Source organism: Streptomyces sp. NPDC001339, from assembly GCF_042895955.1.
Lineage (GTDB): Bacteria > Actinomycetota > Actinomycetes > Streptomycetales > Streptomycetaceae > Streptomyces.
The window spans coordinates 260500-280434 of the sequence record NZ_JBIAWT010000009.1 but is presented as its reverse complement, the minus strand read 5'-3'; the positions used below and the strand labels follow the sequence as shown (position 1 = coordinate 280434).

The following is a 19935-nucleotide window of genomic DNA, read 5'->3' as shown; positions in this document are numbered from 1 at the left end:
TTCCGGGACTTCCGGGACCTCCGGGACCTCCGGGACGTCCGGGACCTCTGGCACGGGCGTCAGGAACCGTCCGAGTCGCCCGTGCTGCCCTTGCTGCCGCCGGAGTTGCCCGTGCCGCCGGAGCCGTTGGCGCCGCCTGTGCCGCCCGGGCGCGAGCCGCTGCGGAAGACCGTGTCGCGCAGCTTGCCGCCCAAGTCGCCCGCGCCGCCCGCGATATCGCGGACCAGACCCATCAGCGGGTCCTTGCTGTGGCGCACCGAATCGGCGTAGTGCGCCGCGGAGTCGCGGAACGAGTCGGAGACCGACGCGTCCTTGTCCTCGTCCCGGCGCGGGTAGTGGCCGTCCATGATCCGCTGGTAATCGCGGCTGGCCGCCCACTTCTTCAGCTCGGCCGCCCGTACGGTCGTGAACGGGTGGCTGCGCGGCAGCAGGTTGAGGATCTTCAGCACGGAGTCGCGCAGATCGCCGCCGGCCTCGTACTCATCGGCCTGCTCGAGGAACGCGTCCACGTTCATCTCGTGCAGGTGGTTGCCGCCGGCCAGCTTCATCAGGCCGCGCATGGAGGCCTGGAGATCCTGGCCGACGAGTAGCCCGGCGCGGTCGGCGGAGAGCTCCGACTTACGGAACCACTCGCGCAGCGCCGCCACGATCCCCATGATCGCGACGTTGCCCAGCGGGATCCAGGCGACCTTCGTGGCCAGGTTCGTCAGGAACAGCAGGATCGTGCGGTAGACGGCGTGCCCGGACAGCGCGTGGCCGACCTCGTGGCCGATGACCGCCCGCATCTCCTCCTCGTCGAGCAGCTCGACCAGACCCGTCGTGACCACGATGACCGGCTCGTCCAGACCGATGCACATGGCATTGGGCTGCGGGTCCTGATTGACGTACATCGGCGGGACCTTCTCCAGGTCCAGGATGTGGCAGGCGTCCCGCAGCATGTCGTTGAGGTGCGAGAACTGCTGGTCGCTGACCCGCACCGAATCCGACAGGAACAGCAGCCGGAGACTGCGCTCCGGCAGTAGGCCGCTGAGCGTCTTGAAGACCGTGTCGAAACCGCTCAGCTTGCGCAGCGCCACCAGCGCCGAGCGGTCGGCCGGATGCTCGTACGACCGCGAGGAGATTCCGGGGAATCGCCGCCGGTCCCGGCTCGGTACGTGCGCGCCGCCTGGGCTCTCGGTCATTGGGGCCTCCCCCTGTTCGACTGCGTGTGTTCAGCCTAGAGGACGCCGCCGACAGCCGATTGGATGCTCGGGCGTACGCTGGCGATCGCACCAGTGACCGCACAGGTCGCACCGTGACCGCACAGGCCCGCCCACCCGACCGCTCGGGCCGCTACCGGAGGGAGTCCACCGTCATGCCGCATCCGAGCGTGCTCCTCGCCGCCGCCCAGGACCCCGCCCACCAGACGGGCCCCGGATGGCTCCTGCGCACCGTGATCATCGTGGGCGTCGTCGGCGCCGTCCTGCTCGCCTGGTTCCTGCTGCGCGGTTACGGCAAGGACTGACCTGGTACCGCGTACCGCGAGGACTGCCCTCGTACGGCAAGGACTGACCTCGTACGGCAAGGACTGACCCCGTGCGGCAAGGACTGACCCCGCCGGGCCGCAGCGACTCCGCGCGCCACCGATCGCCCGATCGCCCCGAGTGCCGTCGGCCGTTCCGGCCGCCACCGGGTGGAGTCGCCGTGAGCCCGCAGTGAGCCGACGCTTACGATGTGGTCGAAGTCTCTGCCCGACCCCAGCCCGGATTGGTCCTGCCGACGATGAGCCTGCACACCACCGCACAGTCCCTGGTCTCCCTGGCCGCCGAGCCCGGCCACGAGGGCGGTCACGCCAGCCTGAGCCCCTACCTGACCGGCGGCGGCGCCCTGTTCGTCCTGCTCCTCCTGCTCTGGATCACCACCCGCTTCAACCGGGACCGCTGAGCCCGGACACCCGTCCCCCGGCATCGCGCCCCGCCCAGTAGGGTCTGCACGCATGGGAGAGCACACAGAGCCCGTGAAGCGGCGACTCGGAGTGATGGGCGGGACGTTCGACCCGATCCACCACGGGCACCTGGTCGCCGCCAGCGAGGTGGCCAGCCTGTTCCACCTCGACGAGGTCATCTTCGTGCCCACGGGGCAGCCGTGGCAGAAGAGCCACAAGAAGGTGTCGCCGGCCGAGGACCGCTACCTGATGACGGTCATCGCCACGGCCTCGAACCCCCAGTTCTCCGTCAGCCGTATCGACATCGACCGCGGCGGCAAGACGTACACCATAGACACGCTGCGTGATCTGCGGGCGGAGCACCGTGACGCGGATCTGTTCTTCATCACCGGCGCCGACGCGCTCAGCCAGATCCTCACCTGGCACGACGCCGCCGAGCTGGTCTCGCTCGCCCACTTCATCGGGGTGACCAGACCCGGCCACGTCCTCGCGGACCCCGGGCTCCCCGAGGGAGCGGTCTCCCTGGTCGAGGTGCCCGCGCTCGCCATCTCCTCGAGCGACTGCCGGGCGCGCGTCGCCCAGGGGGAGCCGGTCTGGTACCTGGTGCCGGACGGTGTGGTGCGCTACATCGACAAGAAGCAGCTGTACCGCGACGACTGCTGACGGGGCTGACGGAAAGGGGTACCGGTGAGCGACCGGCAGGATCCGTACGGGCCGCAGGACCCGTACGCCCACGACCCGTACGCCCAGGAGCAGCAGGGGCAGCCGGGCTACACCTACGACGCCTACGGGCAGCCCGTATACCGTGACGGCGGCCGGCCGTCGTATGGGCAGTACTACGACCCGTACGACCCGTATGGCCAGCAGTCCACTCCGTCCGGCTACGAGGGCTACGACCCGTACGCCGGGCACCAGGCGCAGCAGGGCCACGAGGGGCAGCAGGGCCACCAGGGCCACCAGGGACAGCAGACCCAGGCGGGCCGCCCCGAGTACGGCTATGACCCGTACGGCGGCCATCAGGTGCCGCCCCAGCCCGGCTACCCCCAGCAGTACGACCCGTACGCCCAGCCCCAGCAGCAGCCCCATCCACAGCATCCGCAGCAACCCCAGCACCCGCAGCAGGAGTGGATCCCGCAGCAGGCCCAGCAGCAGCCGTCGCCGTCCTCGGCGGCCGCCCCGCCCTCCCCGCCCTCCGCTTCGTCGGTGTCCGCTTCCTCTGCTTCCTCTGCTTCCTCCGCGTTCTCTTCGTCCTCCTCGTCGCCCCCCGATTACCGCACGGAGCAGTTCTCCTTCATCGAGGAGCCGGACGAGGACTCCGAAGACGTCATCGACTGGCTCAAGTTCACCGAGAGCCGCACCGAGCGCCGTGAGGAGGCCAAACGGCGCGGCCGCAGCCGGATCGTCGCGCTCTGCGTCGTCCTGGCCCTGTTGGTCGCCGGTGGTGTCGGCTATCTGTGGTGGGCGGGCAAACTGCCCGGACTGGCCGGCCCGCAGGCCGGCGGGCAGACCGAGGCGGGCGGGCAGAAGCGCGACGTCCTCGTCGTACATCTGCGGGACATCAAGAGCGGCAAGAGCTCCACGGCACTGCTCGTCGACAACGTGACCACCCACAAGGGCACCACCGTCCTGCTGCCCAACAGCCTCGTCGTCCCCAAGGACGACGGCACCGCCACGACCCTCGGCAAATCCGTCACGGACGACGGCGCCGACCCGACCCGGGACTCCCTCAACAGCCTCCTGGGCGCCGACCTGAAGGCCACCTGGCGGCTGGACACCCCCTATCTGGAGAACCTCGTCGAGACGGTCGGCGGTATCACCCTGGACACCGACGCCACCGTGCCCGGCGCCAAGAAGGGCGACTCCCCGGTGGTCAAGCAGGGGCGCGCCCAAGACCTGGGCGGCCGGGCCGCCGTCGCCTACGCCACCTACCAGGCGTCCGGCGAGAACCAGACCGGGCAGCTGCGGCGGTTCGGGCAGGTCGTGCAGGCGACCCTGAAGAAGCTGTCCAGCGACGCCGACGGCGCCACCGCCACGGTGAAGGCACTCCTGCAGGTGCTCGACCCGCCGCTCACCGAGGGCCAGCTGGGCAGCTCGCTGGCGCAGCGCGCGGAACTGGCCAAGACCGGTGCGTACACCACGACCGTGCTGCCCGTGGAGACGAACGGCACGCTCAGTCCCGCCACCGCGGCGAGCGTGGTCAAGGACGTACTCGGCGGCTCGGTCAGGAAGACCGCCCCCGACGCGACCGCCCGGGTCGCCGTCCGCAACGCCACCGGCACCAAGGAAGCCACCGGCAAGGCGCAGGTCGCGCTGGTCAACGGCGGCTACACCTTCGTCGACGACGGCACCGACAGCGCGGCCCGGGCCACCTCCGAGGTCGGCTACGGGGACGCCGCCCAGAAGGCGAAGGCCACCGAGGTCGCCAAGACGCTGGGCCTGCCGGCCGGCTCGGTCAAGCAGGGCAAGGCGCCCGCGAACGCCGATGTCCAGGTGGTGCTGGGGCGGGACTACAAGGGCTGACAGAGACGTGCCCGGCGGCTTCCGGCACGTCTCTGACCAGCGCGGACGCCGTGTGTGACCCACGGGTTCGAAAACGCTGCCGGGAGTGTCGGTGGTCCGTGAGACCCTTGTGGGGTATCTGACCGCTGATCCGGTTGCCCGGGGGACCGCGGCGCGCGCCGAGGCTGCGCCGAGCGCCGTCCGCCCTCCCGCCGGCCCACGCTGGTGGGGGTGCCCCCAGCGCGAGCTGTGGGGGAGTACCCCAGCCGCCGGAGAGGCAGCCCTCGACCCGGAAAGCCGCTTGTGACCGCCACGGACCGTTCCATCGAGCTCATCAACGCCGCCGCCCAGGCCGCGGCCGACAAGCTCGCGCACGACATCATCGCGTACGACGTCAGTGACGTCCTCTCGATCACCGATGCCTTCCTGCTCGCCTCGGCGCCCACTGACCGCCAGGTCAAGGCGATCGTCGACGAGATCGAGGAACGGCTCAACAAGGACCTGGGCGCCAAGCCGGTCCGCCGTGAGGGCGACCGCGAGGCCCGCTGGGTGCTGCTCGACTACGTCGACATCGTCGTACACGTCCAGCACAGCGAGGAGCGGGTGTTCTACGCGCTCGAGCGGCTGTGGAAGGACTGCCCCGAGATCGACCTCCCGGAGGAGGCCAAGGCCACCCGCGGCAAGGCCGCCGCGCACGCCGAGACCACGGCCGGCGGGCAGGACGGGGAGCGGTTCTGAACGGCACCACGCGCCCCCCGGGCCGCCGTATCGTCCTGTGGCGGCACGGCCAGACGTCCTGGAATCTGGAGCGCCGCTTCCAGGGGTCCACGGACATCGAGCTGACCGACACGGGCCGGGCCCAGGCGCGGCGGGCGGCCCGGCTGCTCGCCTCCCTGCGCCCGGACGCGATCATCGCCTCGGACCTCCGGCGCGCCGCGGACACGGCCGGCGAGCTGGCCGCCCTGACCCGTCTTGAGGTGACGCACGACGCCGCCCTCCGGGAGACCTACGCGGGCTCCTGGCAGGGGCTCACGCACGACGAGATCCTCGCGCGGTACGGCGAGCAGTACACCGCCTGGAAGCGCGGTGAGCCGGTCCGCCGGGGCGGCGGCGAGCTGGAGACCGAGGTCGCCGATCGCTCCGCCCCCGTGGTGCTCAACCACGCCGGCAAGCTGCCCGAGAACGGCACCCTGGTCGTGGTCAGCCATGGCGGCACGATCCGCACCACCATCGGCCGGCTGCTCGGCCTGGAGGCCCACCACTGGGAGGGCCTGGGCGGCCTGTCGAACTGCTGCTGGTCGGTGCTGGGCGAGGGTGCGCGCGGCTGGCGCCTGTTGGAGCACAACGCCGGCACACTGCCGGAACCGGTGCTCGGCGACGACGACTGAGCCCCGCGGGGCGGCCCCGCCGGACCGGATTTCACATCTGGGCAGGTCGCAGGCTAAAGTTCTTCTTGTTCGCGGGGCCGCCGGGGAAACTCGGAGGGCCGGAACAAGACCCGGGGCTATAGCTCAGTTGGTAGAGCGCCTGCATGGCATGCAGGAGGTCAGGAGTTCAATTCTCCTTAGCTCCACAGCCCAGATGATCCCGCCTCCTCAAGGAGGCGGGATCTCTGCGTTTTCGGGATACCGGGTGGCGCGACGGCGAGCCTGACCCGGTGGGCGGTCCGTGGCAGAATCGGACGGCGCCGGCCGGGGAGGAGAAGATCGCGATGCTCACGAGCATCCTGGAGGAGGTCCCTGCCCTGCTCGCCCTGCAGTGCCCTGCGTGCGGCTCGTCCCATGTGGCACAGGTGCTGGGCGACAATGGCGGTATTTCCTTCGTCTGCACGGCCTGCGGCCACAGTTGGAGCTGATGGATGGGCGCCCACAGCAGGAAGTGTGACTGGTGCGGCAGCGGAACGCCGATCGTCCGCGACATGGAACCGGTCAACGCCGACTATCAGTACTGGTGCGAGGAGTGCGCCCGCGCCCTGGTCATAAAAGGCGACCCCATCGAGACCTATCGGGAGCTCGACGGGGAGCCGATCTACGGGCGGCTGCTGGACGAGCACTGCACGCTGAAGCGGTTCTACTCGTTCGTGACGGCCTGACCGGGAGCCTGGCCGCCCCTGACGAGCCGCCCCCTGACCAGCTGCCCTGGTCGCCTTCTGGCCGAGCCGTCCCAAGTCATCTGCGATACCCGCCATCTGGCGCCCCCTCCGGAACTGGCCGAGCACCGCCGGGCAGATGCACAGTCTCTTGCAGCGACCGGTCAGCACTGACCAGCCGCGGCCGCTTTCGGCCCCTTCCGGTCGGTTCCGGGCGCGCGGAACTGCCGCCGGTGTACCGGCCGTTGGAAGGAACAGCGAGCTACCGACCGTTCAATTCCGCTCAATTCCGCGGCGCGACCGTCCGGTTCAGCGGCGCGGGAGTGCGGCTCAGTCGCCGTAGTCGCCACAGCCGGACGCCGGCCAGCGTCAGGATGACGGTGCCGGCGATCGGATAGACGCCGGAGAGCAGCATCTGGACGCCGTTCTGGTGCAGTTCCTCGTGCCGGTGCCAGCGATGCGGCACCCACCAGAGGGCGAACGAGAAGAAGAGGAGGCCCAGTGCGATGGTCGTCGTCCACCAGCGACGGGCGGCGGTCGGCATCCGCCTGCGGGGCTCGCCGTGCTCCGCACCGGCCGCCGGGCGGTGTGCCGCGCGGTGCAGCGCCTCGGATCCGAGCAGGATCAGCATCGGGATGCACCACACCCAGTGGTGCGACCAGGAGATCGGGCTGATCAGGAGCGCGGTGGCCGCGCAGGCGACGGCCGCCCAGGCCTTCCCCCGGCCTTCGGCCTGCGCCGCCCCCGGCCCGCGCAGTAGTGAGCCGGCCGCCAGTGCCAGCCCGAGGACGGCCGTCAGACCGGCCACGACGATCCAGGCGGCGCCCGGGTCGTGGGTGTGCAGCAGCCGGGCGAGAGCGCCGCGCAGCGACTGGTTCGCGGTGATCTCCACCTCCCCGACCCGGTCGGCGGCGAAGACGGTCTCGGTCCAGAAGCGGTGTGCGTCACGCGGCAGGGCGAGCGCGGAGAGCAGCGCGGTGGCAAGGAAGGTGCCGGTGGCGACGGAGGCCTGCCGTAGCCAGGGGTTCCAGGCGGTACGTATGCCGGCGCCGGAGCGGAGCCGCCGCCCGGCCAGGACGGCGCCGGCCACCGCGAGGAACACGGCGAACAGCGCCGGCGTCAGCTTGATACCGGCCGCGATACCGATACCGATGCCCGCGAGCCGGTTGCTGTCCCTACGGGTCAGGTCCCACAGGACCAGCGCGGCGAGCAGCAGGTTGATCTGCCCGTAGCGCAGCGTCGTCCACACCGGCTCGCACCACACCAGCAGTGCCGAGAGTGCCAGCGTCGCCGCGGGACGGGGGAGCAGGCGGGGCCGGCCGGCCAGGCGCAGCGAGAGATGGACGACGGCGACGAGCAGCAGGAGGTTGCCGGCGGTGGCGAGAGTACGCATCACCGGGACGTCGAACAGAGTGAGCGGGGTGAACAGCAGCGCCGCGAAGGGCGGGTAGGTGTTGGGCAGCTGCGCCGAGGTGGCCACCATGTCGTAGAGGGATTCGCCGGCGCGGACGGTGAGGCCCTCCGCGCGGTAGACCATCAGGTCGATCATCGTCACGCCCGCAAGGCGCTGTGCGATCCAGAAGGCGGTGAAGGAGACCAGGCAGACAAGGGCCGCCGCGGGGATCGGATGGCGACGGGCGATGCCCCTGCGGGGGTTCGGGCCGCCGGGGTCGGTGGACTGTTCGAGCTCCAGCGCGGTCACGGCGTACGGCTCCCCCAGGACGAATCGGACACGGCTTGCCGACAGTACCTCGGGTCCCGCCGGAGGGCCTCCGGGGGTGCTGCGGCCCGAAGGGCCTCGTCCAGGGGTGGTGGCCGGGTGACGGGTGTGCGATTTGGCAGAAGCCGGGGAGGTCCGTGTAATGTAGGCGATGTCGCCGCGGGGAACCGAGGCGGAGACAAGACCCGGGGCTATAGCTCAGTTGGTAGAGCGCCTGCATGGCATGCAGGAGGTCAGGAGTTCAATTCTCCTTAGCTCCACAGATGAAGAGTAGGCCGTCCATTACGGACGGCCTGCTCTGTCGTACGTACCCCGTGTCTTCGGCGCACGCACCTCCGAGGCAGTGGCCGGGCGTTCCCTGCGGCCGTTGCGCTGACCTCCCGTCAGCCGGCACTGCCCACGTGCCCCGGGGCCCGCATCCGGGGAATCCTCACCAGCGCCCCCGTATGCCCTGCGGTACCCTGGCGCCATGCGTGCCGTACGCCTTCTGCTTAGCGGGCCGCGCTGATCAGTACCGACGGATGACAGAGCCCGTCGGAATCGGCGCGGCGCCCCCTCCTGTGCGAGGGGTCTTTTTGTTTCCGGCGGTGCCGGGAACAAGGCGTTTTTCCGCAGGCAGAGACGATCGATGGAGCTTTGAGGACGATGAGCGAGACGACTACCGCTGCCGCCGCGGCAGCGCCGCACCGCTATACGGCTGCCCTGGCCGCCGACATCGAGGCGCGCTGGCAGGACTTCTGGGAGGAGCGCGGGACCTACGAGGCCCCCAACCCCGGTGGCGATCCGGAGCAGGTGGCGCGCCCCAAGAAGTTCATCATGGACATGTTCCCCTACCCGTCGGGCGCGGGCCTGCACGTCGGCCACCCGCTGGGCTTCATCGCCACTGACGTCTACGCCCGCCACCAGCGCATGACGGGCCACAACGTCCTGCACACCCTGGGCTTCGACGCCTTCGGCCTGCCCGCCGAGCAGTACGCCGTCCAGACCGGCACCCACCCCCGCGTCTCCACCGAGGCCAACATCGTCAACATGCGGCGCCAGCTGCGCCGCCTGGGCCTGGGCCACGACCAGCGCCGCTCGATCGAGACGATCGACCCGGCGTACTACAAGTGGACCCAGTGGATCTTCCTGCAGATCTTCAACTCCTGGTACGACCCGGAGGCGGACGCGGCCCGCCCGATCGACACCCTGGTCGCCCAGTTCGAGTCCGGTACCCGGCAGACGCCCGACGGCCGCCCCTGGAGCGAGCTGACCGCCCGCGAGCGCGCCGACATCCTGGGGGAGTACCGCCTGGCGTACGCCTCGGACGCGCCGGTCAACTGGTGTCCCGGCCTGGGCACCGTCCTGGCCAACGAAGAGGTCACCGCCGAAGGCCGCTCCGAGCGCGGCAACTACCCGGTCTTCAAGTCCAAGCTGCGCCAGTGGAACATGCGCATCACCGCCTACGCCGACCGGCTGCTGCGCGACCTGGACGAGCTGGACTGGCCGGAGGCCATCAAGCTGCAGCAGCGCAACTGGATCGGCCGCTCCGAGGGCGCCCGCGTCGACTTCCCCGTCGGTGACTCCGGCAAGATCACGGTCTTCACCACCCGCCAGGACACCCTGTTCGGCGCGACCTACGTGGTGCTGGCGCCCGAGCACCCGCTGATCGCCGGCGCCGAGAACGGCAGCGGCGTCGGCTCCCTCGTCCCGGACGCCTGGCCCGAGGGCACCCACGAGGTGTGGACCGGTGGCCACGCCACCCCGGCCGACGCCGTCGCCGCGTACCGCAAGCAGGCCGCGTCCAAGTCGGACGTCGAGCGGCAGGCCGAGGCCAAGGACAAGACCGGCGTCTTCACCGGCGTCTACGCCACCAACCCGGTCAGCGGCCGGCAGATCCCGGTCTTCATCGCCGACTACGTCCTGATGGGCTATGGCACCGGCGCGATCATGGCCGTCCCCGCGCACGACAGCCGGGACTTCGCCTTCGCGCGCGCCTTCGAGCTGCCGCTGCGCTGCGTCGTCGAGCCGACCGACGGCCGCGGCACCGACCCGTCCACCTGGGACGACGCCTTCTCCTCGTACGACGCGAAGATCATCAACTCGTCGGACACCTCGATCTCGCTGGACGGCCTGGGCATCACGGAGGCCAAGGCGAAGGCCACCGAATGGCTGGCCGCCCAGGGCATCGGCGAGGGCACCGTCAACTTCCGCCTGCGCGACTGGCTGTTCAGCCGGCAGCGCTACTGGGGCGAGCCGTTCCCGATCGTCTACGACGAGGACGGTGTGGCGCACCCGCTGCCCGAATCGATGCTCCCGCTGGAGCTGCCCGAGGTCGAGGACTACTCCCCGCGCACCTTCGACCCGGACGACGCCGACACCCGGCCGGAGACCCCGCTGTCCCGTAACGAGGACTGGGTGAACGTCGAGCTGGACCTGGGCGACGGCAAGGGCCCGCGCCGCTTCCGCCGCGAGACCAACACCATGCCCAACTGGGCGGGTTCGTGCTGGTACGAGCTGCGCTACCTGGACCCGCACAACGACGACGCGCTGGTCGACCCGGCCGTCGAGCAGTACTGGATGGGGCCGCGCGAGGGCCAGCCGCACGGTGGTGTCGACCTGTACGTGGGCGGCGCCGAGCACGCCGTACTGCACCTGCTGTACGCCCGTTTCTGGTCCAAGATGCTGCACGACCTGGGGCACATCTCGTCCTCCGAGCCGTTCCACAAGCTGTACAACCAGGGCATGATCCAGGCGTACGTCTACCGGGACACCCGCGGTGTCGCCGTCCCGGCGGCGGAGGTCGAGGAGCACGACGGCGGCGTCTTCTACTACGAGGGCGGCAAGGTCTCCCGGCTGCTGGGCAAGATGGGCAAGTCCCTGCGGAACGCCGTCACGCCGGATGAGATCTGCGTCGAGTACGGTGCGGACACCCTGCGCCTGTACGAGATGGCGATGGGCCCGCTGGACGTGTCGCGTCCGTGGGACACCCGGGCCGTCGTGGGCCAGTACCGCCTGCTGCAGCGCCTGTGGCGCAATGTGGTGGACGAGGCGACCGGCGAGGTCACCGTTGTCGACGCCGAGCCGGACGAGGCCACCCTGCGCGCCCTGCACAAGGCCATCGACGGCGTGAGCACGGACATGGCGAACCTGCGCTTCAACACCGCCATCGCCAAGGTGACCGAGCTGAACAACCACCTGACCAAGGCGGGCGGACCGGTTCCGCGCACGGTCGCCGAGCGGCTGGTGCTGCTGATCGCCCCGCTGGCCCCGCACATCGCCGAGGAGCTGTGGCGCAAGCTGGGCCATACCGACTCCGTGGTGTACGCCGACTTCCCGGTCGCCGACCCGGCGTACGTCGTGGACGAGACGGTGACCTGCGTCGTCCAGATCAAGGGCAAGGTCAAGGCCCGTCTGGAGGTCGCCCCGTCGATTTCCGAGGCGGACCTGGAGGCGGCGGCACTGGCCGAGCCGGCCGTGGTCGCGGCGCTGGACGGTGCGGGCATCCGGAAGGTGATCGTCCGGGCGCCGAAGCTGGTGAACATCGTGCCGGCGTAGCTCTCCGGACCTCGCACGATCCACGGCAAGGCCGTTCCCACGGCAACGGTCGCGGACGTGCGAACCGCCGTGAGCACGGCTATAGGGGATTTCCCCTACGGGCAGGTTGGGGGTTCGTCAGGAACCCGCAACCTGCCCGCGCCGTTTACCGTGGAGATACCGGGCGCGGGTGGGAAACCGGCGCCGCCGACATGTCTGGGGAGAGCCCATGGAAGCCGCCGTCGCCATCGTCGGACTGCTCTTTGTGCTGTTCGTCGTGGCCGGGGTGTTCGTCACCGTCAAGGCGGTGCAGGCGGCCAAGCGCGGCGTGGACCGCACGGTCGCCCAGGCCCGCCGGAGCGTCGAGGACACCACCCTCCGGGCCCGGCAGTTCGCCCAGCCCGGTGTGGTCGGCGAACTGGCCGAGCTGCGGCTGTCGCTCCGCACGTCGATGCGCGCCACCCAGGACGTCTTGCACGGCGGGGCCAAGGACGACCCCTCCCTTGGCGAGGCGATCGGCCTCTTCGAGCGGCTGAGTGCGCATGGCCATGAGCTCGACGACGAACTCAAGCGCCTGGAACGGGAGCCCGACCGGCCCACCATCACCGCCCGCCTCCCCGAGCTCCGGGAGCGCATGGAGCGGATCACCCACTCCGCCGAGTCGCTGCGCTGGGCCGCCCGCGACCGGGCCCGCAAGTTCGCGGACGATGACCTGGCGGCGCTCAGCGACCAGATCGATGTGGAGACGGGTGCGCTGCGCCACTGGACATGGGAGGCCGGTGCCCCGGATCCGTTGGCCGAGCCGCTGCCGGACGACCGCTCACGCACGGCTGGCGCGGGCGGCCCTGCCGCCGGCCCCTCTTCCGGCCCCTCGGCTGCCCCTTCGTCCGCTGACGCTCGTCGGGGCGCGCCAACGGATACCGCGGCGGATGCGGCGGCGTCGGATCCCGCCGACCGCGGATACTCCTGGGGCCCGTCCCCCGAAGCCCCGCCGGCTCTCACCGCCCGTGACCCCCGTACCCGGCCGACGTACCCCTGGCAGAAGTCCCCGGCGACGGAGACGAACCGACGAGAGACGAACCAACGGGAGACGAACCGACGGGAGACGAAGACACACAACCTGGAGTGAACCTGAGCGGTGGAGGCGGTGGGTGGGGGCGGGGCGGGGCCCCGAGAGGCAGGAGCGGCAAGGTGGCGTCTTATGCCCTTTGCCGGCCGCCGGGAGCGGTGACAACATCGTCCTGTGGGCTCTTGGCAGAGCCTTGGCGAAACCTGGAAGATCTTGGGTAGCGGCCCGCACTGTGCGGCGTCCCGATCCCCGGATAATCTCCACGTCATGTCCCGCCATGTCGCGATCGTCACCGATTCCACGGCCTACTTGCCGCGGACGGCCCTCGAACGCCACCACATCACGGCTGTGCCGCTGACCGTCGTCCTGGGGGACCAGGCCCTGGAAGAGGGCACCGAGATCTCCGCGAGATCCGTCGCCCAGGCACTCCAGAAGCGCCGTCCCGTGACGACCTCCCGACCCAGCCCCGGCATGTTCGCGGGCACCTACCGCGCGGCCGCGGCGGCTGGTGCCGACGCCATCGTCTCGCTGCACCTTTCCTCGGAGTTCTCCGGTACGTACGACGCGGCGGTGATGGCTGCCAAGGAGGCGCCGGTCCCGGTACACGTCGTGGACACCGGCATGGTCGCGATGGCGCTCGGCTTCTGCGCTCTCGCCGCGGCGGAGACGGCGGAGGCCGGCGGGAGCGCGGACGAAGCCGTGGCCGCCGCGGAGAAGCGTGCGGCCGGCACCGCCGCCTACTTCTACGTCGACACTCTCGACTATCTGCGGCGCGGCGGCCGCATCGGCGCGGCCCAGGCCCTGCTCGGCTCCGCCCTCGCCGTCAAGCCGCTGCTGCAACTGGCCGACGGGCGGATCGAACTGCTGGAGAAGGTCCGTACGGCGTCCAGGGCCATCGCGCGGCTGGAGGAGATCGCCGTAGAGCGGGCGGGCGAGGACCAGGTCGATATCGCGGTGCACCACCTTGCTGCGGCGGAGCGCGCGGAGGCGCTGGCCCAGCGGCTCCGGGAGCGGGTACCAGGGCTGAACGAGTTGCATGTGAGCGAGGTCGGCGCGGTCATCGGCGCACACACCGGGCCGGGGCTGCTGGCGGCTGTGGTGTCGCCGCGGTGAGTGGGACGGCAAGAGTCACCTGTGGGTGACGAAGTTATCCACAACTTGGCTGTTATCCACGGAAATTGAGGCTGCTCAGCGAGATCCACGCGACGTGCTTACCGTCAGTCGCTATGAACTCACTTCGATCCGCTCCGTCGGATTCCCCGGTCTTCACGCCTGTCACGGCCGCACTGGCTCCCTCGGCTTCGTCGGCTCCCTCGGCTTCGTCCGCCGCGGTGTCGTCTGACTCATCAGCTTCATCGGTTGCCGTGGCCCCGCCACCCCCACCCCCACCCCCACCTCCCTCTTCGTCTCCGTCTGATCCCTCCCTTCCCTCCGGTTCGTCGGGGCTGTCGGTGCCGTCCCGTGCGGCGGAACGGCGGGAGGGGGAGCGCGAGCGGGTACGGGCCCGGATCGCGGCCGTCTTCGGTGCGGCCGGGGCGGCCGCGGTGGGGGAGTCGCCGCCCCCTGGACACGATCCACCAGGTCCCCGCCGTGGGGAGCGGGTGTGGCTTGCGGTACGCGAACGTCTGCCGCTCTGGGTGCAGTTACGGTGCGGTACCGACCCCAAGGCGCTGGCCGCGCTGGCCCTGGTGCTGGTGGTCGCCGTGGGCTTCGCCGTGCAGCACTTCTGGGCCGGGCGGCCTGAACCGGTACGCGCCCCGGGGGTGCAACGGGCCGCGGCGTCCGGCCCTGGCCCCGGCGTCGGCTCCGGACCGGGCGAGCGGGAGTCACTGCTGCCGCCCTCGACGGCATCGGTGGCGTCCTCCGCCGGGACGGCCGGCGGCCCGTCGGGCGGCGCGGGGCGACAACTGGTCGTCGATGTCACCGGAAAGGTCCGCCACCCGGGTATTCACCGGATGCCGCCGGGGTCGAGGGTGTTCGATGCCCTACGGGCCGCGGGCGGTGTGCTGAACGGGGCGAACACCCGTGGGCTGAACCGGGCGCGGCTGCTGACCGACGGCGAACAGATCGTCGTCGGTGTGGCCGGTGCAGTGGGCGCCGGGGCGGGGGGCGCGGACGGGGGCGGTGCCGACTCCGGGGGCATGGGTCTGGGCGGTGCTGGAAGCGGGGCGCTTGGTTCCGCAGGCGGACCCGGTGGGCCGGTGAGCCTCAGTACGGCAACCGAGCAGCAGCTGGACGTCCTCCCGGGGGTGGGCCCCGTCCTGGCCCGCCACATCATCGAATTCCGCACGCAGCACGGCGGGTTCACCTCGGTGGACCAGCTCCGCCAGGTGACCGGCATCGGTGATCGCCGCTTCGCCGAGCTGCGCCCCCTGGTGCAGCCATGACCGGGATCCACAGCCCGCACGGCCCTCGTCTTCGTAGCGCTCGCCCGCCCGTCCACGCCACGGCGATCTCGCCGCACGGCGCCTCGGAGCCACAGCAGGACGACCCGGTGGATCTGCGCCTGGTCGTGCCGGCCCTGGCGGCCTGGGCAGCTGCGGCGCTCGCCCTGGGCGCACCCGATGGTGGGGTGGCGGCGGCCTGCGGGGTGGCGGTCGTCCTCGCGGCGTTCGCACTGCGTTTGGCTGTGGTCCGGCGCCGGGCGGAGAGTGAGGCGGGGGAGGACGAGCCGCCTGGCCCGGAGCCGGCAGGAGGCCGACTCGGGCCGGGCAGCGGCGGCCGGTGGACAAGGGGGTTCCACCGCCCCCGTGCGCCACGTCTGTGGTCCGCTGGAGCCTGTGTCGCCCTGGCCGGAGCGCTGCTGTGCGGTACGGCGGGGGCTGCGTCCGCGGCACTGCATGCGGCGGATGGCCGGCGAGGGCCGCTGCCCGCCCTGGCGGAGCGGTTCGCACGGGTCACGGTGGAGTTGGAGGTGACGGGCGATCCGCGGCTGACCCGGCCACGGGTACACGGCTCCCAACGAACGCCTCCGGCAGTGGTGTTCGCGGCCGACGCCGTCCGGGTCACAGCGCCCAACGGTGAGGTCACGGCCGTGCGGACGCCCGTGCTGGTCGTCGTGCCGCAGAGGGGAGAGGTGCCAGGAAAGGCAGGTGTGCGGCGGAGGGGAGAGGCGCCGGGGAAGGGAGGGGTGCGACAGAGGGAGCGGGGAGAGGATGACGAGGGCGGCGTCGGGCATCCGCCCGGGGCGGCGTCAGGCTGGCGCGGGCTGCTGCCGTCGACCCGCGTCCGTGTTGTGGCCCGCGCCGTCCCGCCGCTGTCGTCGACCGGCGACCAGGTCGCCGCCGTGCTGCGGGTGAGCGCCGCGGCGCCGCCGGTCACGGTCCGTCCACCCGGCACGCTGCAGCGGCTGGCGGGAAGGCTGCGCGGCGGGCTCCGGGACGCCACCGAGGGGCTGGAGCCGGATGCCCGGGCCCTGTTGCCCGGCCTGGTCGTGGGGGACACCTCGCGGGTGTCGCCGGACCTGGACGATGCGTTCCATGTCACCGACCTGACGCATCTGCTCGCCGTCTCCGGCAGCAATTTGACGATTGTGCTCGCTCTGCTGATCGGCCCGGCGCACCTTGCCACCCGGGCCGAGCGCCGAGGGCTGGCGCCGCGCCTGGGGCTGTCGCTGCGCGGCACGGCCGTCCTCGGCGGCGCGCTGGCGCTCGCGTTCGTGGTCGTCTGCCGCCCGGACCCGAGCGTGCTGCGGGCTGCCGCCTGCGGCCTGATCACGCTGCTGGCGATCGGCACCGGCCGCCGCCGCTCGCTGCTCCCCGCGCTGGCCGGCGCGGTGCTGCTGCTGGTCCTCTACGACCCCTGGCTCGCCCGTAGTTACGGCTTCCTGCTCTCCGTTCTGGCCACCGGCGCGCTGCTGCTGCTCGCACCGCGCTGGAGCGCGGCCCTGCAGCGGCGGCGGGTGCCACCGCGGCTCGCCGAGGTGATCGCCGCCGCAGCCGCCGCCCAGGCGGTCTGTGCGCCGGTCGTCGCCGTACTCGCCGCACGTGTGGGCCTGGTCGCCGTGCCCTGTAATCTGCTGGCCGAACTGGCCGTGGGACCGGCGACGGTGCTCGGGTTCGCGGCCTTGGCCACTGCTCCGGTCGCCCTGCCGGTCGCCCGGGGGCTGGCGTGGTGCGCGGGCTGGCCGGCCGAGTGGATCGCCGGCGTCGCCCGTACGGGGGCGGCACTGCCCGGAGCGGAGTTCGGCTGGCCCGGTGGCTGGGTCGGCGGGTTGGTACTGGCGGTCGTCATCGCGGCCGTGGTGCCGGTCGCCCGCCGGGTGCTGCGGCGTCCCTGGCTGTGTGCGCTCTGCGCGCTGGCGGTGATCCTCGCGGTGTGCCGGCCGGCCCCGTTCACCCGCGTGATCACGGGCTGGCCGCCGCCCGGGTGGCGTGCCGTGGTCTGCGACGTGGGGCAGGGCGACGGCCTGGTGCTGGCGGCCGGGGACGGTACCGCGCTGGTGGTGGACACCGGCCCCGAGCCCCATGCGATCGACCGCTGCCTCACCGACCTCGGCATCCGCCGCATTCCGCTCTTGATCCTCACCCACTTTCACGCCGATCACGTGGACGGCCTCCCGGGTGCGCTGCGCGGCCGGTCGGTCGGTGCGATCGAGACCACGACGCTGGAGGACCCGCCGGGGCAGGCCGAGTTCGTACGTGCCACGTCCGCGGCTGCCCGGATCCCGGTCATCCGCGCCGTGCCGGGGGAGCGGCGCCGACTGGGCCCCCTCAGCTGGGAAGTCCTCTGGCCACCGGCCCCTTTGCCCTCGCCTGCCCGACCTTCGTCGCCTTCGCCGTCTGCCTCGTCCGCCACACTCCCGTCGGCGTCGGCTGTGCCCGGGGCGTACGGCTCCGGCGCCGTCGAGGGCCCTAACGACGCCAGCGTCACCCTGCTCGTCCGTACCGGCGGGCTGAACCTGCTGCTGCTCGGCGATCTCGAACCACCCTCCCAGCAGGCGTTGTTGATAGCGCATCCGGAGCTGCCCGCCGTCGATGTGCTGAAGGTGGCGCACCACGGATCCGCGTACCAGGACCCGGTGCTGATACGGCGGCTGGCGCCGCGCCTGGCGCTGATCTCCTGTGGCACCGGCAATCCGTACGGCCATCCGGCGCCCCGGACCATCGCGGCGCTGCACGCCCTGGGCGCACGGGTGCTGCGTACGGATACCGACGGAGCCCTCGCGGTCCTGGGCACGTCCGGCAGGCTCTCCGCGGCCGTCGGCGGCCGCCGGTCCCGGGGACGTTCGCTCGGCAGAAGAATGCGCGGCGGACGCATGCCCGGTGGACGAATTCCCCGGAGACGGCGGGGCCGTCACCTTGCCGTCACTCGGCCTCGCGCCAGCCGTCGTACTCCGCGGCGAGGGTGTCCAGGCGCTCCGGGTCGTGGATGGCGTCCGGGTCCTCGACCACCACCAGCCACTGGGCGTCCTCGGCGTCGTCCTCGCCGGCCAGGGCGTCCCGTACGAGCTCGGGCTCCTCGGCGAGACCGAAGCGTTCGGCCAGGGCCTCTGCCACCTCTTCGGCGGCGTCGCGGTCGGGCAGGACCAGTACGTGGCGGGTGTGGCGGCTGTGGCGCGCGGGCTGGGTGGCGTCGTCGTTCACCGGGCCATTGTCCGGCAGAGGGACTGTGCGGTTGTCGGGCGGGGCGGGCAGCTGAACGGAGTTGTCCGGACCCGTTGCCCGGAGAAGCCGTACGGGGCTGTTGCCCGGAGCCGTCCGTGGCCGATGCCCGGAGAGCAGTACCGGGCCGTTGCCCGGAGAGTCGTCCGGGGCCGGCGTTCTGGTCGAGCTGGTCGTTCCGATTGAGCTGGGCCTCATCGGGGGAGTGGGCGGGCGGTGTTGTCAGTGGCGCGTGGGATGCTGGTTCGCGATGGCCAGGAAGACAGCTCATGACGACCCCCTCGCCCCCGTCACGATCGCGGTGGGCCAGGAAGAACTGCTGCTGGAGCGCGCGGTGCAGCAGGTGGTGGCGGCTGCCCGGGCAGCCGACGCGGACACCGATGTACGTGACCTCACCCCCGATCAGCTGCAGCCCGGCACCCTCGCCGAGCTGACCAGCCCCTCACTCTTCGCCGAGCGCAAGGTCGTGGTGGTGCGGGCCGCCCAGGACCTGTCCGCAGACACCGTCAAGGACGTCAAGGCCTATCTCGGCTCGCCCGCCGAGGAGATCACGCTTGTACTGCTGCATGTCGGCGGTGCCAAGGGGAAGGGGCTGCTGGACGCCGCCCGTAAAGCCGGTGCGCGGGAAGTTGCCTGCCCCAAGATGACCAAACCGGCCGACCGGCTGGCATTCGTCCGGGGCGAGTTCCGGGCGGCCGGGCGTTCGGCGACACCGGAAGCCTGCCAGTCGCTGGTCGACGCGGTCGGCAGCGATCTGCGTGAGCTGGCGTCGGCGTGTTCGCAGCTGGCCGCCGATGTCGAGGGCACGATCGACGAGAACGTCGTCGCCCGCTACTACACGGGCCGGGCCGAGGCATCGAGCTTCACCGTCGCGGACCGGGCTGTCGAAGGCCGGGCCGCCGAGGCCCTTGAGGCGCTGCGCTGGGCGCTCGCGACCGGCGTCGCCCCCGTCATGATCACCAGCGCGCTCGCCCAGGGCGTCCGTGCCATCGGCAAGCTGGCCTCCGCCCCGCGCGGCGCCCGCCCCGGCGACCTTGCCCGCGATCTGGGCATGCCGCCCTGGAAGATCGACCGGGTGCGGCAGCAGATGCGCGGCTGGTCGGCGGACGGCGTGGCCACGGCGCTGCGCGCGGTGGCGGAGGCCGATGCGGGGGTGAAGGGCGGCGGTGACGATCCGGGGTACGCGTTGGAGAAAGCCGTGGTGACCGTGGCGCGGGCGGCGAGGTCCGCGTCGCGGTAGTTCTTCCCGGCAGGGCGGTGGTTCTTTCCCGGCGGGACGGTAGTTCTTTCCCGGTAGGGCGGGCGGTCGCAGCGGGCCCGTTGCCAGGGCAGCGTCAGGCCTGCGCCTTCGGGTAACCGGCGGCGCCTTCCCCAGGGCTTTCCCCCGGGAGCGCGGCGCCCATAAGTTTCTGTGGCACAGCACCCGTGGGTCTTCGAGGCAAGGCGCCCATGGCTTTCGGGGGGCAATCGCGGGTGCCGCCCCCGGACTGGACGTGCCGCCCCGGGCCGCACGTT

The 19935-nt window shown here is 71.7% G+C and carries 17 protein-coding genes, 2 tRNA genes and 1 pseudogene; 17 read left to right on the top strand and 3 right to left on the bottom strand.

Translation table 11 applies throughout. The features are described from left to right. Positions 1-59: 59 nt before the first annotated feature. Positions 60-1181: a M48 family metallopeptidase gene (locus ACFY12_RS26800; protein WP_390718446.1), complete on the bottom strand. Its 1122-nt coding sequence runs from the start codon at positions 1179-1181 to the stop codon at positions 60-62. Positions 1182-1354: 173 nt separating this feature from the next. Between ACFY12_RS26800 and ACFY12_RS26795 the strand changes: the two genes are divergently transcribed. The 9 genes from ACFY12_RS26795 to ACFY12_RS26755 all read left to right on the top strand — a co-directional run bounded on the left by ACFY12_RS26795 (position 1355) and on the right by ACFY12_RS26755 (position 6515). Further along, a complete protein-coding gene (locus ACFY12_RS26795) occupies positions 1355-1504 on the top strand; it encodes a hypothetical protein (protein WP_181690447.1) in 150 nt (49 codons plus the stop codon). A gap of 257 nt (positions 1505-1761) precedes the next feature. Further along, entirely contained in the window at positions 1762-1923 is a 162-nt protein-coding gene (locus ACFY12_RS26790) for a hypothetical protein (RefSeq protein WP_390718445.1), read from the top strand. A 52-nt stretch (positions 1924-1975) separates the two neighbouring features. Then, positions 1976-2587, top strand: a complete 612-nt coding sequence (nadD, locus tag ACFY12_RS26785; RefSeq protein ID WP_390718444.1) for a nicotinate-nucleotide adenylyltransferase — start codon at positions 1976-1978, stop codon at positions 2585-2587. 24 nt (positions 2588-2611) lie between these two features. Beyond that, positions 2612-4444 (top strand): LCP family protein, encoded by a 1833-nt coding sequence (locus ACFY12_RS26780; RefSeq protein ID WP_390718443.1) that lies wholly within the window; start codon positions 2612-2614, stop codon positions 4442-4444. Between the two features lie 282 nt (positions 4445-4726). Next, entirely contained in the window at positions 4727-5161 is a 435-nt protein-coding gene (gene rsfS / locus ACFY12_RS26775; protein ID WP_390718442.1) for a ribosome silencing factor, read from the top strand. After that, positions 5158-5811, top strand: coding sequence for a histidine phosphatase family protein (locus tag ACFY12_RS26770; RefSeq protein WP_390718527.1), 654 nt, complete (start codon positions 5158-5160; stop codon positions 5809-5811). Before rsfS ends, ACFY12_RS26770 begins: the two co-directional genes overlap by 4 nt. A 112-nt stretch (positions 5812-5923) precedes the next feature. Beyond that, a tRNA-Ala gene (locus tag ACFY12_RS26765) sits at positions 5924-5996 on the top strand. A gap of 138 nt (positions 5997-6134) precedes the next feature. Then, on the top strand, positions 6135-6278 hold the full coding sequence (locus ACFY12_RS26760) for a hypothetical protein (protein WP_390718441.1): 144 nt from the start codon (positions 6135-6137) through the stop codon (positions 6276-6278). Positions 6279-6281: 3 nt separating this feature from the next. Beyond that, the gene (locus ACFY12_RS26755) at positions 6282-6515 is read left to right on the top strand and encodes a hypothetical protein (RefSeq protein WP_066936706.1); all 234 of its coding nucleotides are present in this window, start codon (positions 6282-6284) and stop codon (positions 6513-6515) included. Positions 6516-6795: 280 nt separating this feature from the next. Here ACFY12_RS26755 and ACFY12_RS26750 read toward each other — a convergent pair whose 3' ends face one another. After that, entirely contained in the window at positions 6796-8214 is a 1419-nt protein-coding gene (locus ACFY12_RS26750) for a glycosyltransferase 87 family protein (protein WP_390718440.1), read from the bottom strand. Positions 8215-8419: 205 nt separating this feature from the next. On the opposite strand from ACFY12_RS26750, the gene ACFY12_RS26745 reads away from it, so the two are divergent. The 7 genes and pseudogenes from ACFY12_RS26745 to ACFY12_RS26715 all read left to right on the top strand — a co-directional run. Further along, positions 8420-8492, top strand: a tRNA-Ala gene (locus ACFY12_RS26745). Between the two features lie 385 nt (positions 8493-8877). Continuing rightward, positions 8878-11769, top strand: a complete 2892-nt coding sequence (locus ACFY12_RS26740) for a leucine--tRNA ligase (RefSeq protein ID WP_390718439.1) — start codon at positions 8878-8880, stop codon at positions 11767-11769. A 208-nt stretch (positions 11770-11977) separates the two neighbouring features. Beyond that, on the top strand, positions 11978-12877 hold the full coding sequence (locus tag ACFY12_RS26735) for a hypothetical protein (RefSeq protein ID WP_390718438.1): 900 nt from the start codon (positions 11978-11980) through the stop codon (positions 12875-12877). Between the two features lie 207 nt (positions 12878-13084). Next, positions 13085-13930, top strand: a complete 846-nt coding sequence (locus tag ACFY12_RS26730; RefSeq protein ID WP_390718437.1) for a DegV family protein — start codon at positions 13085-13087, stop codon at positions 13928-13930. Between the two features lie 94 nt (positions 13931-14024). Then, a complete protein-coding gene (locus ACFY12_RS26725; protein ID WP_390718436.1) occupies positions 14025-14159 on the top strand; it encodes a hypothetical protein in 135 nt (44 codons plus the stop codon). 109 nt (positions 14160-14268) lie between these two features. Then, positions 14269-15204: a helix-hairpin-helix domain-containing protein gene (locus ACFY12_RS26720; RefSeq protein ID WP_390718435.1), complete on the top strand. Its 936-nt coding sequence runs from the start codon at positions 14269-14271 to the stop codon at positions 15202-15204. Next, positions 15201-18017 (top strand): annotated as a pseudogene (locus ACFY12_RS26715) (ComEC/Rec2 family competence protein); the annotation flags it as partial. The gene ACFY12_RS26720 and the pseudogene ACFY12_RS26715, both read left to right, overlap by 4 nt. Positions 18018-18123: 106 nt before the next feature. Here the strand turns inward: ACFY12_RS26715 and ACFY12_RS26710 are convergent. After that, complete coding sequence (locus tag ACFY12_RS26710; RefSeq protein ID WP_390718434.1) at positions 18124-18402, bottom strand: hypothetical protein; 279 nt, start codon at positions 18400-18402, stop codon at positions 18124-18126. Positions 18403-18670: 268 nt separating this feature from the next. Here ACFY12_RS26710 and holA point away from each other — a divergent pair, with 268 nt between their 5' ends. After that, on the top strand, positions 18671-19660 hold the full coding sequence (gene holA, locus ACFY12_RS26705; protein ID WP_390718433.1) for a DNA polymerase III subunit delta: 990 nt from the start codon (positions 18671-18673) through the stop codon (positions 19658-19660). Positions 19661-19935 lie beyond the last annotated feature (275 nt).

Bases quoted from the DNA above. Each gene is read 5' to 3' on its own strand.
- ACFY12_RS26790 (WP_390718445.1), top strand. From the start codon at position 1,762: ATGAGCCTGCACACCACCGCACAGTCCCTGGTCTCCCTGGCCGCCGAG.
- ACFY12_RS26730 (WP_390718437.1), top strand. From the start codon at position 13,085: ATGTCCCGCCATGTCGCGATCGTCACCGATTCCACGGCCTACTTGCCG.
- ACFY12_RS26755 (WP_066936706.1), top strand. From the start codon at position 6,282: ATGGGCGCCCACAGCAGGAAGTGTGACTGGTGCGGCAGCGGAACGCCG.
- ACFY12_RS26800 (WP_390718446.1), bottom strand. From the start codon at position 1,181: ATGACCGAGAGCCCAGGCGGCGCGCACGTACCGAGCCGGGACCGGCGG.
- ACFY12_RS26795 (WP_181690447.1), top strand. From the start codon at position 1,355: ATGCCGCATCCGAGCGTGCTCCTCGCCGCCGCCCAGGACCCCGCCCAC.
- ACFY12_RS26735 (WP_390718438.1), top strand. From the start codon at position 11,978: ATGGAAGCCGCCGTCGCCATCGTCGGACTGCTCTTTGTGCTGTTCGTC.
- ACFY12_RS26760 (WP_390718441.1), top strand. From the start codon at position 6,135: ATGCTCACGAGCATCCTGGAGGAGGTCCCTGCCCTGCTCGCCCTGCAG.
- nadD (WP_390718444.1), top strand. From the start codon at position 1,976: ATGGGAGAGCACACAGAGCCCGTGAAGCGGCGACTCGGAGTGATGGGC.
- holA (WP_390718433.1), top strand. From the start codon at position 18,671: ATGGCCAGGAAGACAGCTCATGACGACCCCCTCGCCCCCGTCACGATC.
- ACFY12_RS26740 (WP_390718439.1), top strand. From the start codon at position 8,878: ATGAGCGAGACGACTACCGCTGCCGCCGCGGCAGCGCCGCACCGCTAT.